Raw genomic sequence first — 16,273 nt, 5'->3', positions numbered from 1 at the left:
TGCCCTGACGCCAGGGGCGGCCCGTGAGTGGCACCATGTCCTCGTTGACAGAATTCCTAGGGAAGGTCAAAAGCGTGAGACGGCTTCTCACGGCCCTGATGCTCGCGGGGGCTGCGCTGCTGGTGGGCGCCTCTCCGGCACAGGCCCACAACGTGCTGACGGGCAGCGATCCGAAGGACGGTGCCACGATCGCGGAGGCGCCGGACACGATCACGCTGGAGTTCGACCAGACGGTCAGGCAGGGTTTCTCCCAGGTGACGGTGATCGGTCCCGGCGAGTCGCGCTGGGAGGAGGGCAAGCCCGAGGTCGACGGCCCCAAGGTCACGGCCAAGGTGCGCCCCTTGGGCCCCGCGGGCGAATACGTGGTGGGCTACCGCGTCCTGTCCGCAGACGGGCACCCGATCTCCGGCAAGATCACCTTCAAGCTCTCCCAGGACGGTCCGGGAGCGCGACCCGAAGACGCCGGGCAGTCGGCCGAGCCCGCGGCGACGGCGTCCGCGGCGGCCCCCGCCTCCCCCGCCGCGCCTCAAGGCCCCGACCTCAGCGCGCAGGCGGCCGAAGCCGCCCAGAACGGCGGAGCCGCCATGGCCGTGGTGTGGGTCGCGGCGGCGCTGGTCCTGCTCGGCATCGGCACGATCGTGGCACTGCGCCGGGCCAGGCCGAGCGGCGAGCGACCGCAGGAGGGCGTGGCGGGATGACCGTGACCACCGACTCCGCCCCCGATCCCGCCCCCGCCGTCGAGGAAGGCGCCCGCGGCGGCGCCGCGGTGCGCCGCCTCATGGTCTTCGGCCTGGTGTCGAGCACGACCGCGGCCGTCCTGGTGGCGAGCGCGTTCACCGGCGAGGAGGCAGCGCCGGGCATCCCGATGCCCGGCCCCCTGGTCGCGCACGGCCTGCCCTTCGTCCGGGCGATGATCGACCTGGCCGCCGTGGCGGTCGTCGGGCTGACGGTGCTACCGAAGCTGCTGGGCTTCGGGGCCCCCGACCGCACCGAGCCGGTCATGCGCCGGGCCCGCCCGCTCGCGGTGTCCCTGGCGTGGGTGTGGGCGCTGTGCGCGCTGGTGACGATCGTGTTCCAGACGGCCGAGCTCAACCCGGGCCAGGTGCCGACGATCGGCATGGTGATCGACTATGTGAGCGGCGTCGGAGCCGGGCAGGGCCTGCTGTTCAGCGCGGCGTGCGCGCTGGCGAGCGCGGGCATCGGACTGCTCGCGCTGCGGTTCGGCGAGAGCGTGCCCGCCGAGATGCGCATCGTGATCGCGCTGTTCGGGCTGCTGCCGATCCCCGTCACGGGCCACGCGGTCGACTCCGTGTGGCACGACCCCATCATGATCTCGATGGAGCTGCACGTGCTGGGGGCCGCGCTGTGGACCGGCGGCCTGCTGGCCACGATGCTGTTCGTCGCCTGGGATCGGGAGTTGCTGGCGTCGACGCTGCCGAAATTCTCCAAGCTGGCCTCGGTCTGCCTGGTGGTGGTGAGCGTGTCGGGCTTGGTGAGCGGCCTGTCGACGATGGCGCTGACCCCCGGCGTGGAGTTGCCGGGGGCGCTCGTGACCACGGGCTACGGGTGGCTGCTGATCGCGAAGGTCGTGTTCACCGCGATGCTGGTGCCGATCGCCGCCCACATCAGGTTCCGGCTGCTGCCGAAGGTGGAGCGCCGCGAGGGCACGGCGGTCGCCACGTGGGCGGCGGCGGAGATCTTCATCATGGGGCTGGCCTACGGGGTGGCGGTCGCGCTGACGCGCGCCCCCGTGGGCTGACCCCGCAGTCTGTAGCGCTGGACGAACCACTCGCCGCCCAGCCACACCGCCAGCAGCAGGCCCCCTGCCGCGATGGCGGAGGTGTTGGCCAAGGGCGGCGAGTCCAGCAGGGTGTGCTGAAGGTTCAGCGACAGGTAGGAGCCCGCCGTGACGAGGGCGGCCCCGACGACGGCCCGCAGTACGGGCACCTTGATGTAGAAGGCCAGGTCGACGCAGACCGCCGCGCCCAGCAGGAAGAACGGGACGGCGGAGATGGGGAAGTCGGCCACCATGAGCAGCGGCCAGATCAGCACCCGGTAGGCGACGTAGCCCGCGGCGATGAGCGTCGCGCTCCAGGCCCTGCCGATCATCAGGCGGGCGAGCACGAGCACGAGCATGCAGACCGCCGTCGCGTAAACCGGGTAGAGGTAGTCCGGAGCCGGCAGCGAGAAGGCCACCACCATGTTCCGGTCGACGGAGCGGCCCATCTGGTCGGCGGCGAACTGGAGCAGGATCGGCTCGGCGTACGGCTCGCCGCGGTCCCAGGCGTGGATGCCGAAGACCCCGTATTCCTGATGCTGGCTGGGGAACCAGGTGTTCTCCAGACAGAACAGGAACAGCGCCCCGAGCATGACCGTGCGTGTCCGCCCCTCGGGCGCGCCCACGAACCATCCCCGGATCACGCCCCCGATCATGAGCGCGGTGCCGATGTAGAGGAGCATGTGCGACGGGCTCCACGACGTGATGTCGAGCCCGTTGACGCGGTGGTTGATCAGGTCGAGGGGGACGGCGACGAGGAAGACGCCCGTGCCGACCTGGATCAGGCGCAGCGCCGTACGGTCGACGCCGTATCCCGTGTAGCCGTGCACGATGGTGAGCGCGACGACGATCACGGTGCCGACGGTGTTGATGAGGTGCGGCGGGGCGAGGTCGTCGCGGAGCCATTTGAAGTGCCACGACACGTCCCACGACGAGCCGAGCACCTTGAGTGTCAGCGCTACGGCCCATCCCAGATAGAGCACTCTGAACAGGTCGCTCGGCGTCTCGCGCCCCGGCTCCCCCCTCGTCCAGTACGGCAGGGCCCAGGCGGCGGCCGACTTCAGCGGGCTACGCGCCCAACCGGTCATCCTGCTACTTGTTCGTGGCTTCACGCCTCGACATGATGCCCGCCCGATACCGCTGCCGCAATCAGGAGAAACCCGTACGTTATCCCTGATCCGCGCACGACTCCTCCACTGCCGTTGCTCGTATTCGCTCCGTACTTCCTCCACCCCGCTCCGTGCTTCCTCCACCCCCGCTCTCCACCCCCGCTCTCCACCGCCCCCGCGCCGATTTCCGGGCCGATCTCCGGGCCGACCCTCGCGCCTTCTCAGTACGTTCTCAGTTGCCGCCGCTACGCTTCGCGCATGAGACGTCTGGGGAAGCCGGCCGTGTGGATCGCCCTGGCCGCGGTCGCCCTCGCGGGAGTGGGGGTCTGGATCGCCTGGCCGTCCGCGCCCGAGGTCAGAGGGCAGGCGCATACCATCGCGGTCGTCGACGGACCGAAGGACGACCAGCGCGTGGATATCGACGCCACGTTCTATCCCCCGCCCGGAGGCGGGCGCGCCCCCGCCGTGCTGCTCGGCCACGGATTCGGCGGCACCAAGGAGAGCGTGCGCGACGAGGCGGTACGGCTGGCCGCCGAGGGCTACGCCGTACTCACGTGGTCGGCCCGCGGATTCGGGCGGTCGGGCGGGCAAATCGCCCTGAACTCCCCCGACTACGAGGTGAAGGACACCAGGCAGCTCATCGACTGGCTGGCGAAGCGCCCCGAGGTGGCGCTGGACAAGGCGGGCGACCCGCGCGTGGGCATGACCGGAGGGTCGTACGGCGGGGCCGTCTCCCTCATGACCGCCGCCTACGACGACCGCGTCGACGCGATCGTGCCGCAGATCACCTGGTACGACCTGGCCGACGCCCTGTTCCCCGACGGCGGGGGCACCGGCCCGCAAGCCGGGGTTTTCAAGCGGATGTGGGCCGGTCTGTTCTTCAGCAGAGGCGGCCAGGCCGCGGCCCCTCCCGCCGACCGCGGACGCGCAGCCGCGACCCCCGCCCTTCCCAAGGGCGCGGACGAGGTGCGCTGCGGGCGGTTCCTGCCGGAGATCTGCTCCGTGTACGAGCAGGCTGCCGAGACCGGGCGGGCGAGCGCGGAGACGATCGACCTGCTGCGCCGGTCGAGCCCGGTGTCGGTCCAGGGCCGGATCAAGATCCCCACCCTGCTGCTGCAGGGCAAGCGCGACTCGCTGTTCCCCCTGTCCCACGCCGACGCCAACGCCAAGGCGATCGCGACGACCGGCGCCGACGTGAGGGTCGGCTGGTTCGACGGCGGCCACGACGGCGGCGACGGCGAGGTGGACTGGCTGCACGAGCAGGTCACCGGCTGGTTCGACCGCTACCTGAAGAAGGAGAGCGGCGCCGTCGCGGGCCCCGGCTTCGCCGTCACCCGCGACGGCGGCCGAGACCCCGGCACGCGCCAGCCCGTACGGCTGCACGCCGAGGCCCCCGCCTACCCCGGCACCAGCGGCGTCCAGCGGTCCGACATCGCCCTGACCGGCCCGGAGCAGCACGTCGCCACCCCGGCCGGAGGCTCCCCCGCGTCGATCTCCTCGGTGCCCGGCTTCGGCGCCCTGGCCGGCGGGTCGTCCGCGCTGAACGTCGCCACCGAGATGGCGGGGCAGAGCGCGAGCTTCGAATCCGCCCCGCTGCCGGCCTCCCTTCAGCTCACCGGCTCCCCCACCGCGAAGGTGAGGGTGAGCGGCGAGGGCGAGGTGACGCTGTTCGCCAAGCTCTACGACGTGGGCGGCGCGGGCAGCGCCCCGGTGCTGCCCGCCGGTCTGGTCTCCCCGGTCCGGGTGTCGATCCCCGACGGCGGAAGCGGCACCGACGTCACCATCACGCTTCCCACCGTCGACCACCGCTTCGACGCCGGCCACCGGCTCCGGCTGACACTCACGACGACCGACCTCGGTTTCACCGGCTCGGCGAAGGCCGCCGTCCACCGCGTCGCGCTGGCCTCCCCCACCGTCACCGTACCGACCGTCGCGGCGCTCGCCACGCCCGCCCAGGGGCTGGTGTGGTGGGTGTGGGCGCTGCCGCTCGCGGCCGTGGCCGTCGCCGCGGGCATCCTGCTCACCGGCCGGGTGCGCCGCGCCGCAGAGCCGCAGGACCCGGCCCTCGCCGACGTGCCGCTGCGCATCACCGGCCTGACCAAGGCCTACCGCAATGGCGAGTTCGCCGTGAACGACCTCGGCTTCCGCGTGGAGAAGGGCCAGGTGCTGGGGCTGCTCGGGCCGAACGGCGCGGGCAAGACCACCACGATGCGCATGCTGATGGGGCTGATCCAACCGGACGCGGGCGAGATCCGCATCTTCGGCCACCGCGTCACCCCCGGCGCCCCCGTGCTCTCGCGCCTCGGCTCCTTCGTCGAAGGGCCCGGCTTCCTCCCCCACCTGACCGGCCGCGCCAACCTCGACCTGTACTGGCGTGCCACGGGCCGCGCGTCCGAGGACGCCCACCTGGACGAGGCCCTGGAGATCGCCGGGCTCGGCGCGGCTCTCGACCGCGCGGTGCGGACCTACTCCCAGGGCATGCGGCAGCGGCTCGCCATCGCCCAGGCCATGCTGGGCCTGCCGGACCTGCTCGTGCTCGACGAACCGGCCAACGGGCTCGACCCGCCGCAGATCAGGGAGATGCGGGAGGTGCTCATCCGCTACGCCCGGCAGGGCCGTACGGTCATCGTGTCCAGCCACCTCCTCGCCGAGGTGGAGCAGACCTGCAGCCACGTGGTGGTCATGCACCGGGGCCGCCTGGTGACCACCGGGCCGGTCGAGGAGCTGCTCGGCTCCCGCGCCGGCGCCGGCGCCGCCGCGCCACGCCTTGAGGACGTATTCCTCGACCTGATCGGAGAGAACGCTTGAGCCGGGAACACGCCACCGCCGCGCCCCGCGGGGACCTCCCGGCGAACGGCAGCGCCCCCGCGGCCCCCGCGGCCCCCGCGGCCCCCGCGGAGCTCGCGCCGCCCGGGCGGCGCGAGCCGTACGGCCCGCACGGCGAGGCCCGCGGCTACGCGCCCCGCCGCACCCTGCCCCTCCGCGTGGAGTTCGTACGGCAGGGCCGCAGGCGGCGCACCACCGTCATGTTCGCCTTGCTGGCCGCCCTCCCCTGGATCCTCGTGGCGGCCTTCTCGCTGGCTCCGGAGAGGACGACGCAGGGCAGCGGCCTGTCCATGAGCGATCTCGCCACCGAGAGCGCGCTGAACTTCTCGATCTTCACGCTGTTCGTGTCGGCGAGCTTCCTGCTCGTGGTGGCCGTCGCGCTGTTCTGCGGGGACACCGTGGCGAGCGAGGCGAACTGGTCGTCGCTGCGCTATCTGCTGGCGGCGCCGGTGCCCAGGGACCGGCTCCTGGGGCGCAAACTCGTCGTGGCGTTCGGCTACGCGGCGGCCGCGGTCATCACCGTGCCGCTGATGGCGCTGCTGGCCGGCACGGTGGCCTTCGGCTGGGACGACGTGCGGGTGCCCTTCACCGGAGAGACGATCGAGGCCGCGGCGGTGCTGCCGCGTTTCGCCGTCATCGTCGGCTACATCCTGCTCAACCAGTTGACGGTGGCGGCGCTCGCCTTCCTGCTGTCGACCATGACGGACTCCCCGCTCGGCGCGGTCGGCGGCGCCGTCGGCCTCGTCGTCGTGAGCAACATCCTGCAGGCCGTCGAAGTGCTCGGGTCACTGCGGGAGTTCCTTCCCACGTTCTGGAACACCGCGTGGATCTACGCACTCGGCGTGGATCTCGATTGGAGCGGGATGGTGAGAGGTGCCGCCCTGTCGGTGACCTATGGGGTGGTGCTGACGGCTCTGGCGTTCCGCCGGTTCCGCCGCAAGGACGTCGTCTCCTAGGCGGTCGCCCGGGTCGTCCAACAGGTGGTCGCCCGCCGGGGCGTGCCCGGCCGGGCACGCCCCGGGTCGGCAGGGGCCTCACCAGAGGGGGGCACCTCACAGTGGGGCGGCTCACCAGTGGGGCGGACGTTCCTCAAGTAGACGTGCCGTGTCGTCGGCCTCGCTCCACTCACCCCAGCCGACATCGCTCTCGTCGACCGTCTGGTCCGGAAGCACAGGCGGGCCGTCCTCGAAGAGGTCGACCGGCCGCAACTCATCGGGGCCCTGAACTGTCACACGTGCATTCTATCGATCCAGGGAGGGAGACTTTCTCCCCAGGTTGGAAACGTCACCACCGCGCATCTATGGCAGAAAGGACAGCTGACAACAAGCGGGGTACGATGCCGTAGCAGCTTCCGGCAACCCACGATGAGGCGGCGATGGCAACGCCAACAGGATGGCGGCGGGAAGGAAATCTCCCCGCCGAACTCACCAGTTTTGTCGGCCGAACCCGCCTGTTGGCCAATCTGAAAAGGCACCTGCGCGAATCACGCCTGGTCACGGTGACGGGAATCGGCGGAGTCGGCAAATCCCGCACCGCATTGCGCCTGGCCCACCAGGTCCGCGGACAATACCGCGACGGCGTCTGGTTCGCCGACCTCGCCCGCCTGCAGGACGCGGGAATGGTGAAGCACACCATCACCTCCGCGCTCGGCATCGCCGACCAGTCGCCGCGCTCCGGAAGCGACACCCTGAGCGACTGGGTGGGCGACCGCGACATGCTGCTCATCCTCGACACCTGCGAGCACCTCGTCGAGGCGTGCGCGACGCTCATCGACGACCTGCTCAAACGTTCCGAGCACCTCCACATCCTGGCGACCAGCCGCCAGTCGCTCCAGCTTCCGTTCGAGCATGTGGTCGCCGTGCCGCCGCTCGCCGTGCCCGGCGACGACCCGAGCGAGAGCCTGTTCACCAATGAGTCGGTGCAGCTCTTCACCGCCAGGGCCGGAGCCGTGGTGCCCGACTTCGAGCTGGACGAGGACAACATCGGGCCCGTCGCCGAGCTGTGCCGCCGCCTCGACGGCATCCCGCTGGCCATCGAACTCGCGGCGGTGCGTCTGCGCGCCCTGTCGGTCGAGCAGATCCTCGCGCTGCTCGCCGACCGGTTCAGCCTGCTCGCGGGCGCCAGCCGTACGGCACTGCCGCGCCATCAGACGCTGCGCGCGGCGATCGGGTGGAGCCACGAACTGTGCGAGCCCGCCGAGCGGCTGCTGTGGGCCCGGCTGTCGATCTTCGCGGGCGACTTCGAGCTGGACGCGGCGCGCTATGTGTGCACCGTCGACAGCCTCGACCCCGACGACATCATGGACCTCGTGACAGGGCTGGTCGAGAAGTCGATCCTGCTCAGCGAGACCAACCACGCCGGCGTGAGATACCGCCTCGTGGACACGCTGCGGGACTACGGCGAGCAGTGGCTCGACAAGCTCGGCCAGACCGACCAGATCCGGCGGCGGCACCGCGACTACTACCTCGGCCTCGCCCAGCGGGGCGAGAGCGCTTGGTCGGGTCCGCGGCAGGCGTACTGGTTCATCCGGATGCGCCAGGAGCACGACAACATCCGGGCCGCGCTCAACTACTGCCTGGCGACGCCGGGCGAGAGCATGGTGGCGCTGGAGCTGACGTCGTCGCTGTGGTTCATGTGGGTGGCGTGCGGGTTCGCGCGGGAGGGGCGGCTCTACCTGGAGCGGTCGCTGCAGGCCAACCCCGACCCGAGCAAGGCCCGCTGCAAGGCGCTGTGGGTGATGTCCTATGTGTGCAGCACGCAGGGCGACATCGCGTCGGCGATACAGTACGCCGAGGAGTGCAGCAGCGAGGCGGTGCGCGTGGGCGACTCCGCCGCGGTGATCCTCGCGACGAAGATGCAGGGCACCGCGGCCATGTTCCAGGGCGATCTGCAGAAGGCGACCGCGCTGCTCGGCGTCGCCATAGACTTCCACCGGGGCGGCACCGAGCGCGAGTTGAACCCGGGGCTGCTCCCCGCGATCGTCGAGCTGTCTTTCGTGCTCACCGCTCAGAACGAGCCGGAGGAGGCCGAGAGCCTGCTGCGTGACTGCCTGAAGCTCTGCAAGCAGCGGGGTGAGCTGTGGCTGCGCTCGCACGCGCTGTGGGCCATGGCCGAGGCTCAGATCAAGAGCGGGCACATCGCGCAGGCCGCGGGCAGCGCCCGTGAGGGATTGCGCATCAAGCTGCACTTCCACGACGTCATCGGCACGTTGATGTGCCTGGAGACGTTGGCTCGGATCTTCGCCACGGGCGGCAACCCGCACCGGGCCACGCAACTGCTGGGAGCGACCGATAGCAACTGGAAGCTGTTCGGTTTGCCGCTCTTCGGCAGCCCGTTCCTCAACGAGGAGCACAAGCAGTGCGTGAAGGAGTGCAAGGGACATCGGTGAGGACGTCTTCGAGGAGCAGTTCACGGAGGGCCGACGGCTCACGCTGGAGGAGGCCATCACCCTCGGCCTGGAGGACGACTCGGACTCGTGACCGCCGGTCCGCGGTGTCCCCCACGCCCCGTGCCGGTCGACTGTGTCCCCGCGCCGCCGTGGTCCTCGCGCGTCCGGAGCGGACGCGCCCTCTCGGCACGGCGGTCACCCGGCCACCCGGCCACGCGGCCACCGGTCACGCGGCCACCGGTCACGCGGTCACGCGGTCACGCGGTCACCGGTCACGCGGCGTCGCATGGCCTCCGTGCACTCGGGTCCGCCGGCTGAACGCGCCAGGCGAGTGAGGATATTTACGATTTCCCCCTTTCAGGAAAAGCTCAGGATAAAGTGAGCTTTTTTCATACCTTCTATGCAACCGACGAACTCCATCCAACTAAAAGCACCTGACCTGCGAAAACTCCAGGAGCGACGCGAAATGCTAGCCAACTTCTAGCTTCGATCTTGACTCGCCGTCACCAGGAAGTAGAGGATGTTAAGCCTCGATCTCACGGTTAGGGTTAAAGCACCCCGGGTATTGCGAAATAATGGCATCTGCCATCATTTGAACCCCTTAGGCAGCTATGTCCTGCAATGCCGGGTTTCTGACACCTGGAGGTCGAGCCGCATGGGAGAAGTCGCAGACTTCCGCCTTCCTGCGCTAAACATCCCGTATCCATCACGTATCAACCCATTTGTCAAAGAAGCGGTGGACCATACCGCCCTCTGGGCCCGCCGTATGAAGCTCGTCGACGGAAAGCTCTCGGTCGCCCGGTTCGCCGGGGAGTCCTACGCCCGCCTCGTCGCCCGCCTGTACCCCGAGGCGTCCTTCCCCGACCTGGCCCTCGCCACCGACCTCAACAGCTGGTTCCACGTCTACGACGACCAGTTCGAGCTGGCCGAGGTCGGGCGCGACCCCGAGCTGGCGCGGAGGTGGGTGGACAAGACAGACGCGCTGCTGCGCGGTGGGCGTTTGGACCGTTCCGCCGGACCGGTCCTGCGCGGACTGGCCGATATCCGCGACCGGTTCCGCATGCACGCCAGCGAAGCCTGGTGGAACCGCTTCGCCGACCACTTCCGCCTCTGCTTCGAGACCGCCGTCTGGGAGGTCGAGAACCGCGTCCAAGGACGCATCCCCGACACCGACAGCTACATCGAGCACAAGCTGAACATCGCCTACGTGCCGCCGTCCTTCGACGTCGTCGAGTTCGTCGAGCACTTCGACGTGCCGGAGGCGATCCGCACATCGGAGCCCTACCGCCGGCTGGTGCTGGAAGCGGGACACGTCGTCGTCTGCACTAACGACATCATCGGGCTCAACCGCGAACTCGCCCAGGGCGAGTTCCACAATCTCGTCATCGTGCTGAGCAACGACGCCGGGTGCAGCCTGGAAGAGGCCGTCGGCCGGGTCAACGACATGATCTCCTCCAGGATCGAGCGCTTCCAGAGCGCCAAGCAGGAGCTTCTGATCGTCTTCGACGAGCTCGGCGTCGGCCACAACACCCGGGAGGGCACCCTCCGGTGCGTGACCGGGCTGGAACACTGGATGCGGGGTTATCACGACTGGGCGCTGGAAAGCCGGCGCTTCTCCGACCCCATCCTCAGAGGCCAGGTGCCGAGTTTCCACGACGAGCTGCTCGACTGAGGATCGGTCCCCGCGCGCGGTGTTCCCGCGCGGGGCCGCGTCGATCCACGTCGATCCACCTTGATCCACGTCCATGAACCCCTATGTCCCCCGATAAGGTGCCTGAAGGTGACCGGGACTGACCTCCCGGCATCGAGCTTTCCGTACTTGTGAGCACCTCAAGGGCAAGGCTTGTCACCGCCGGTTCCCGGCGACCGACCGGCCCCGCCACTGAGGAAGCGATCAAAAAGGAAGCGAGAACAGGAATGCCCAAGCGCCGTGGTGGGTTCTGGGGAGAAGACCCACAAGGGAGGCTGAAACACCGTGACCGACCCGACAGATCTCTACCGGCTCGACGGTGATGTATCCAACCTCCGTGATCCGGTACTGCTCTATCACTTCGAGGGATTCGTCGACGCGGGGGCGGCCGGACGCCTCGCCGTCGAGCACCTGCTCTCCGAGCTCGACCACAGCACCGTGGCCACGTTCGACGTCGATCGCCTCCTCGACTACAGGTCGAGACGTCCGGTCATGACCTTCGACACCGACAGATGGGTGTCCTGCGAGACCCCTGAGCTGTCCGTACGGCTGGCGCACGACGTGGCCGGCACGCCGTTCCTGGTGCTCAGCGGCCCTGAGCCGGACCGCGAGTGGGAGCTGTTCGCCGCCGCCGTGGCCCAGCTCGTCGAGCGGTTCGGCGTACGGCGGCTCGTCACGACCCACGGCATCCCGATGGCCATCCCCCACACCCGGCCCCTCGGCGTCACCGCCCATGCCACCAGCCCCGAGCTGACCGACGGGCAGTCCAGCAACTTCGGCCGGGTCAAGGTGCCGGGCAGCGCCGCCTCGCTCATCGAGTTCCGGCTCGGGGAGAAGGGCCACGAAGCGGTCGGCTACGCCGTCCACGTGCCCCACTACCTCGCCCAGGCCGAATACCCCCAGGCAGCGATCACCGCGCTGATTGCAGTGAGCCGGAACACCGGGCTGGTGTTCCCCATGGACACCCTGCACGCAGCCGCCGACCGCACCAACAACGAGATCGAGGAGCAGATCCGGGGCTCGGCCGAGCTGTCCACCGCCATCGTCGGGCTTGAGCAGCAATACGACGCCTTCGCCGGGGGCTCGGAGCGCGAGAACCTCATCGCCGAGAGCACCCCGATGCCGACCGGCGACGAGCTCGCGGCCCAGTTCGAGCGTTTCCTCGCCGAACGCGGAGACCAGGACATCTAGGGCGCGCCGCTGATCAGGCCGGTGCCGTACGGCGGAGCCCGACGGGCCCGCGCCCACCGGCGCGCATCGGGGCACCCGCTATCGTGATCCCGAAAGGGGGCGGTGGTGGACGAGATCCGAGTGGGCCTGGTGGGCTACGGCGTGGCGGGGGCGTTCTTCCACGCCCCGCTGATCGCGGCCGTGCCCGGCCTGAGGCTGACCGGCGTGGTGACGCGCGACGCCGACCGCGCGGCCGACGCGCGGGAGAGATACGGCGCCCGTGTCGTGGCCGACCCCGAGGAGCTCTGGGAGGGAAGCGACCTGATCGTCGTCGCCTCCCCCAACCGCACCCACGTGCCGCTGGCGCGCGCCGCGCTCACCGCCGGCCTGCCGGTGGTGGTCGACAAACCGTTCGCGGCCACCGCCGCCGACGCCGAGGAGCTCACGCTGCTGGCCCGGTCGCGCGGGCTGATGCTGACCGTTTACCAGAACCGCAGGTGGGACGGCGACTTCCTGACGTTGAGACGCCTGCTGGCGGAGGGCGGGCTCGGCGAGCTGCGCAGGTTCGAGTCCCGTTTCGAGCGGTGGCGGCCCGTCCCCAAGGGCGGCTGGCGCGAGACCGGCGGTCCGGAGGAGGTCTCCGGGCTGCTTTACGACCTCGGCAGCCACCTCGTCGACCAGGCGCTCTGGCTCGCCGGGCCGGTGCGGGAGGTCTACTGCGAGACCGACGTCCGACGCGAGAACGTCGTCTCCGACGACGATACGTTCGTCGCCCTCACCCACGCGAGCGGCGCCCGCTCCCACCTGTGGATGAGCGCGGTCACGCCTCTGCCCGGGCCGCGTTTCCGCGTCCTCGGCTCCCGGGCCGCCTATGTCAAGCACGGTCTGGACGTGCAGGAGGAGCGGCTCAGAGCCGGGCACGACCCCGCCGCGCCGGAGTTCGGCCGCGAGCCGCGGGAGCGGTGGGGGGTGGTCGGCACGGAGGGCGACAGCCGTACGGTGCCCACGGAGCCGGGCGCCTACCTCGACTTCTACCGCGGCGTCGTGGCCGCGCTGCGGGAGGGGGCGCCTCCTCCGGTGGACCCAGAGGAGGCGGTGGCGACCGCGGCCGTGATCGAGGCCGCCCACCTGTCGGCGTTGGAGAGCCGGGTCGTCCACCTCACCTGATCCCTCAGGCACCCCTGAGCGTGCCGGGCTCAGCCGAGCAGGCGGCTCCGGAGGGCCCGCGTGTCCTGCCCCGTCCACCCCTGGGCGTCGAGCCAGCCGAGCGGCCCGCCGTAGCGGTCGTCGAGAACGCCGAGGAACTGCTCCATGTACTCCGCGCGCGGACGGTGGTCGTCGGCCGGGCGGGAGTTCAGGTCCTCGCGGTAGGTGTCGCTGGCGCGCAGCCGCAAGAGGATGCCTTCGAGGCGATCGCCGGTCGCGACGTAGTCGGCGACGATGGCCTCCCTGGTGACCCCGGCGATCGCCAGCGCCAGAGCGATCACGACGCCGGTGCGGTCCTTGCCCGCGGCGCAGTGCACGATGGCCGCGCCGTCGTTCTTGCCGAGCACCCTCAGGGCGGCGAGCACCGAGTCGGCCCTGTCACGCAGATAGCCGTAGTAGAAGCCGGTGACCCTCATCTCGGCGAGCTGCTCCTCGTCGAAGGGCCGCTGCCAGGGCAGCACCTTGTCGGCGTCGATCGAGGGGCGGTCGGCCTCGACGTCGGTGTGTCGGCCGCCTTCGGCGAACAGGGTGTGGTGGTGGATGCTGACCTCAGGGAACCGGGTGAGGGGACCGGGGCCTTCGCGTTCCACTTCGGGGTACGAGCGCAGGTCGACGACGTGGCGGAGGTTCAACTCGCCGACGAGGCGGGAGAGGTCGCCCGCCGTGAGCCCTTGGAGGTTGTCCGATCTGAGGATTCGGCCGAATCGCGTGGCACCGCCGTCCCGCGTGGGGAGTCCGCCCAGGTCACGCACGTTGACGGCACCGTCGAGATCTATCCAGCGTGAAATTTCATTCATCCCTGTTGACCCTACATGTCGGCACATGTCGGGCGGCTGACCTGCGCTAAAACTCGTCGTGACCTGCCACTTGCCGGATCTGAAAGATGTGACGAGTAGCCGAACACACCGTTTCCAAGACATGGACCGGCACGTCTTCCGTGGAATAGCTCGCCCGTACGACGCAGACGACCCACTCCCCCGGATCGAGTTCCAGCAGACCCGCCTCCTCGGCCGTCGGGAGCCTGGCGACCAGCGTCTCCTCGGCGGATCCGAACTCGTGGCCGAGCTCACCGATCGCCGACTGCAGCGACGGCGTCACGAAGCCCTGCTCGGCCAGCCTCGTGCCGCCGAACACGTCGAGCCGGAAGTAGCTCGTCGCCACGCGCACCGGCACACCGTCGGCCGTCAGCACCTTGCGCCGGGCGATCACCTCGGTGCCCGGGCTCACCCTCAATGCCGGAGCCACCGCCTCCCCGGCGGGCTCAGATCCCACATAGACCATCTCCCGCCCCGGCAGCACCCCCTGCCCCTGAGCCTCGGCCATGAACAGCGACATCGACCCGCGTACGGCGGGAGCCGTCGGCAGACCGCGTCGCACCAGCACACGCGGCCGCGCGTCCGGGCGCCCCTCAGAGACCATCGCCATATCCTCGACCCTATCGGCGCGAGCTCCGCGCCTCACCAAGTGGTACAGCGGGGCCGCCGCGGCCATCGCCCCCCGCCACCATCCCGGCGCAGCCCGCCACACTCCCGCCGACGCATGTCCCGTCGGCGCTACCCGTCGGCGCTACCCGTCGGCACTTGTCCCGTCGGCGAGACGGGTTCCACGGCGGGCGAGCCGGGCTCCCGCCGTACGGCGTCCGCCCCGCCCGCGGGCGTCAGAAGGCGGGTGCCGAGGTCGGGGCGCGGAGGGTCCCGAGGTAGGGATGCCAGAGGTGCCGGGGATTGCTCTCCACCTCCGCCACCACCTCGCGCATGGCCTGGAGGACCTTGGGCTCTTCCCCGTCGTAGACATCGCCCTGGAGCATCTTCAACACATCAATGCGATAACGCGGATCCTGCACGAAGGCGGTGAACAGCACGTTCAACCGGTAGTAGATGGAGATGAATTCATACCAATACCGAACCGCCCGCCGGAGCTTGTTCTCGTAGGTGGCGAACCTGGCCTTGGAGAAGTCGCCCGCCTTATGCGCCGCGATGATATCGCGCGAGGCGATACGCGCGCTGTTGAGAGCGACGCTGACACCACTGGAGAAAATGGGGTCGACAAACCGCGCCGCGTCCCCGATCAACACAAATCTGTCGCCGCAGATCTGCTTCATCGCGTAGCTGTAGTCGCCCTCCGGTTTGAACGGCCGGATACGGCGGGCCTTTTGCAGCGCGGTGTGGAGTTCGGGCCTGCTGGAGACGAAGTCCCAGAAGAACTCCTCACGCCCCGCGTTCGCCGCGGCGAACCTCTTCTTCTGCGTCACCACCCCCACACTGGTGATCGTGTCGGTGATGGGGATCTGCCACAGCCAGGTGTCCTTGATGGGCAGGAAGTGGACGAAGATATGGTCGGCCTGCGCCACGTCGCCGGCGATCGCCTCCCGGTCGAGCCCTTCGAACCACGTGTGCAGGGCATATTGATCGAAGACCGGGTCGGCCACCTTCACCTTGAGCTGCCGCCCCAGCAGGGTCTGCCGACCGGAGGCGTCGACCACCATGCGCGAGGTGAACTCCACCTCGCGGGAGGCCAGCCGGCACGTCAGGCGCGTGACCTGCGGGTCGTCGAAGTCGACGTTCAGCACGCGGACACCGGTGAAGACCTTGGCCCCCTGCTCTCCGGCGTGCCTCAGCAGGATGGCGTCGAACTTCGAACGGTCCACATGGAAGGTGTAGTCGCGGTCGACCCCCGGTTGGTCGCGCTCTACGAACTGGACCTCGGCCGTCCAGTCGTGGCTGAGGCCCCGATAGCCGAGGTGGGGGATGTCGCGGGACTCCGCGGAGGTCCAGGAGGCGCCGTATTTCCTGGGGAAGCCCTCCTCGTCGATCTTCTCCAGTGCCCCGATCTCGTTCAGGACCGGAGTGGTGGCCGGCACCAGCGATTCCCCCACGTGCGGCCGAGGAAATGTATCACTTTCGAAGACGGCCACGGAAAGTCCGGCCCGAGCGAGATAGGAGGCGGCGGTCGAACCGGCCGGGCCTCCTCCGATGACGGCCACATCGAAATCAACTTTCACCTGAATGCCCTTTCGGTCGCCATCTCCGCACGGCGCTCGACAGAGCATTCGGGGGATGGTCTGAATATCACGAGGACCTGCCGGGTCGCCGGCACCGCCATTTGAG

13 protein-coding genes are annotated in these 16,273 nt (G+C 69.7%); 8 read left to right on the top strand and 5 right to left on the bottom strand.

Annotated elements, in window-relative coordinates; genetic code table 11:
* Positions 1–74: 74 nt before the first annotated feature.
* Positions 75–698: a copper resistance CopC family protein gene (locus BLQ73_RS04885; protein WP_093168633.1), complete on the top strand. Its 624-nt coding sequence runs from the start codon at positions 75–77 to the stop codon at positions 696–698.
* Entirely contained in the window at positions 695–1,759 is a 1,065-nt protein-coding gene (locus BLQ73_RS04880; protein ID WP_093168631.1) for a copper resistance D family protein, read from the top strand. The genes BLQ73_RS04885 and BLQ73_RS04880 overlap by 4 nt, the downstream gene beginning before the upstream one ends.
* Here BLQ73_RS04880 and BLQ73_RS04875 read toward each other — a convergent pair.
* Positions 1,717–2,889: a hypothetical protein gene (locus BLQ73_RS04875; RefSeq protein WP_245690792.1), complete on the bottom strand. Its 1,173-nt coding sequence runs from the start codon at positions 2,887–2,889 to the stop codon at positions 1,717–1,719. The genes BLQ73_RS04880 and BLQ73_RS04875 overlap by 43 nt on opposite strands.
* Before the next feature lie 255 nt (positions 2,890–3,144).
* Between BLQ73_RS04875 and BLQ73_RS04870 the strand changes: the two genes are divergently transcribed.
* On the top strand, positions 3,145–5,694 hold the full coding sequence (locus BLQ73_RS04870) for a CocE/NonD family hydrolase (protein ID WP_093168627.1): 2,550 nt from the start codon (positions 3,145–3,147) through the stop codon (positions 5,692–5,694).
* Entirely contained in the window at positions 5,691–6,668 is a 978-nt protein-coding gene (locus tag BLQ73_RS04865) for an ABC transporter permease (RefSeq protein WP_093168625.1), read from the top strand. The genes BLQ73_RS04870 and BLQ73_RS04865 overlap by 4 nt, the downstream gene beginning before the upstream one ends.
* Before the next feature lie 111 nt (positions 6,669–6,779).
* Here BLQ73_RS04865 and BLQ73_RS32090 read toward each other — a convergent pair whose 3' ends face one another.
* A complete protein-coding gene (locus BLQ73_RS32090) occupies positions 6,780–6,944 on the bottom strand; it encodes a hypothetical protein (protein ID WP_176955277.1) in 165 nt (54 codons plus the stop codon).
* A 143-nt stretch (positions 6,945–7,087) separates the two neighbouring features.
* Between BLQ73_RS32090 and BLQ73_RS04860 the strand changes: the two genes are divergently transcribed.
* From BLQ73_RS04860 to BLQ73_RS04845, 4 genes are all read left to right on the top strand, one after another.
* Entirely contained in the window at positions 7,088–9,100 is a 2,013-nt protein-coding gene (locus BLQ73_RS04860) for an ATP-binding protein (RefSeq protein WP_245690791.1), read from the top strand.
* A gap of 736 nt (positions 9,101–9,836) precedes the next feature.
* On the top strand, positions 9,837–10,772 hold the full coding sequence (locus BLQ73_RS04855; RefSeq protein ID WP_143020121.1) for a terpene synthase family protein: 936 nt from the start codon (positions 9,837–9,839) through the stop codon (positions 10,770–10,772).
* A 303-nt stretch (positions 10,773–11,075) separates the two neighbouring features.
* Positions 11,076–11,981 carry a proteasome assembly chaperone family protein gene (locus tag BLQ73_RS04850; protein WP_093168621.1) on the top strand — a complete coding sequence of 302 codons (906 nt, stop codon included), beginning with the start codon at positions 11,076–11,078 and terminating at the stop codon, positions 11,979–11,981.
* 105 nt (positions 11,982–12,086) lie between these two features.
* Positions 12,087–13,127, top strand: a complete 1,041-nt coding sequence (locus tag BLQ73_RS04845; protein ID WP_093168745.1) for a Gfo/Idh/MocA family protein — start codon at positions 12,087–12,089, stop codon at positions 13,125–13,127.
* Positions 13,128–13,156: 29 nt separating this feature from the next.
* Here BLQ73_RS04845 and BLQ73_RS04840 read toward each other — a convergent pair whose 3' ends face one another.
* From BLQ73_RS04840 to BLQ73_RS04830, 3 genes are all read right to left on the bottom strand, one after another.
* Complete coding sequence (locus BLQ73_RS04840) at positions 13,157–13,963, bottom strand: tyrosine-protein phosphatase (RefSeq protein WP_093168619.1); 807 nt, start codon at positions 13,961–13,963, stop codon at positions 13,157–13,159.
* Positions 13,964–14,009: 46 nt separating this feature from the next.
* Positions 14,010–14,591 (bottom strand): GntR family transcriptional regulator, encoded by a 582-nt coding sequence (locus BLQ73_RS04835; RefSeq protein WP_245690790.1) that lies wholly within the window; start codon positions 14,589–14,591, stop codon positions 14,010–14,012.
* A gap of 232 nt (positions 14,592–14,823) precedes the next feature.
* Positions 14,824–16,215, bottom strand: a complete 1,392-nt coding sequence (locus BLQ73_RS04830) for an NAD(P)/FAD-dependent oxidoreductase (protein WP_176955276.1) — start codon at positions 16,213–16,215, stop codon at positions 14,824–14,826.
* Positions 16,216–16,273 lie beyond the last annotated feature (58 nt).

The sequence above is a fragment of the Sinosporangium album genome, from assembly GCF_900100605.1.
GTDB classification, from domain to species: Bacteria; Actinomycetota; Actinomycetes; order Streptosporangiales; family Streptosporangiaceae; genus Sinosporangium; species Sinosporangium album.
Note: the sequence above shows the minus strand (reverse complement) of the source record. Positions and strands in the feature narration are given on the sequence as shown.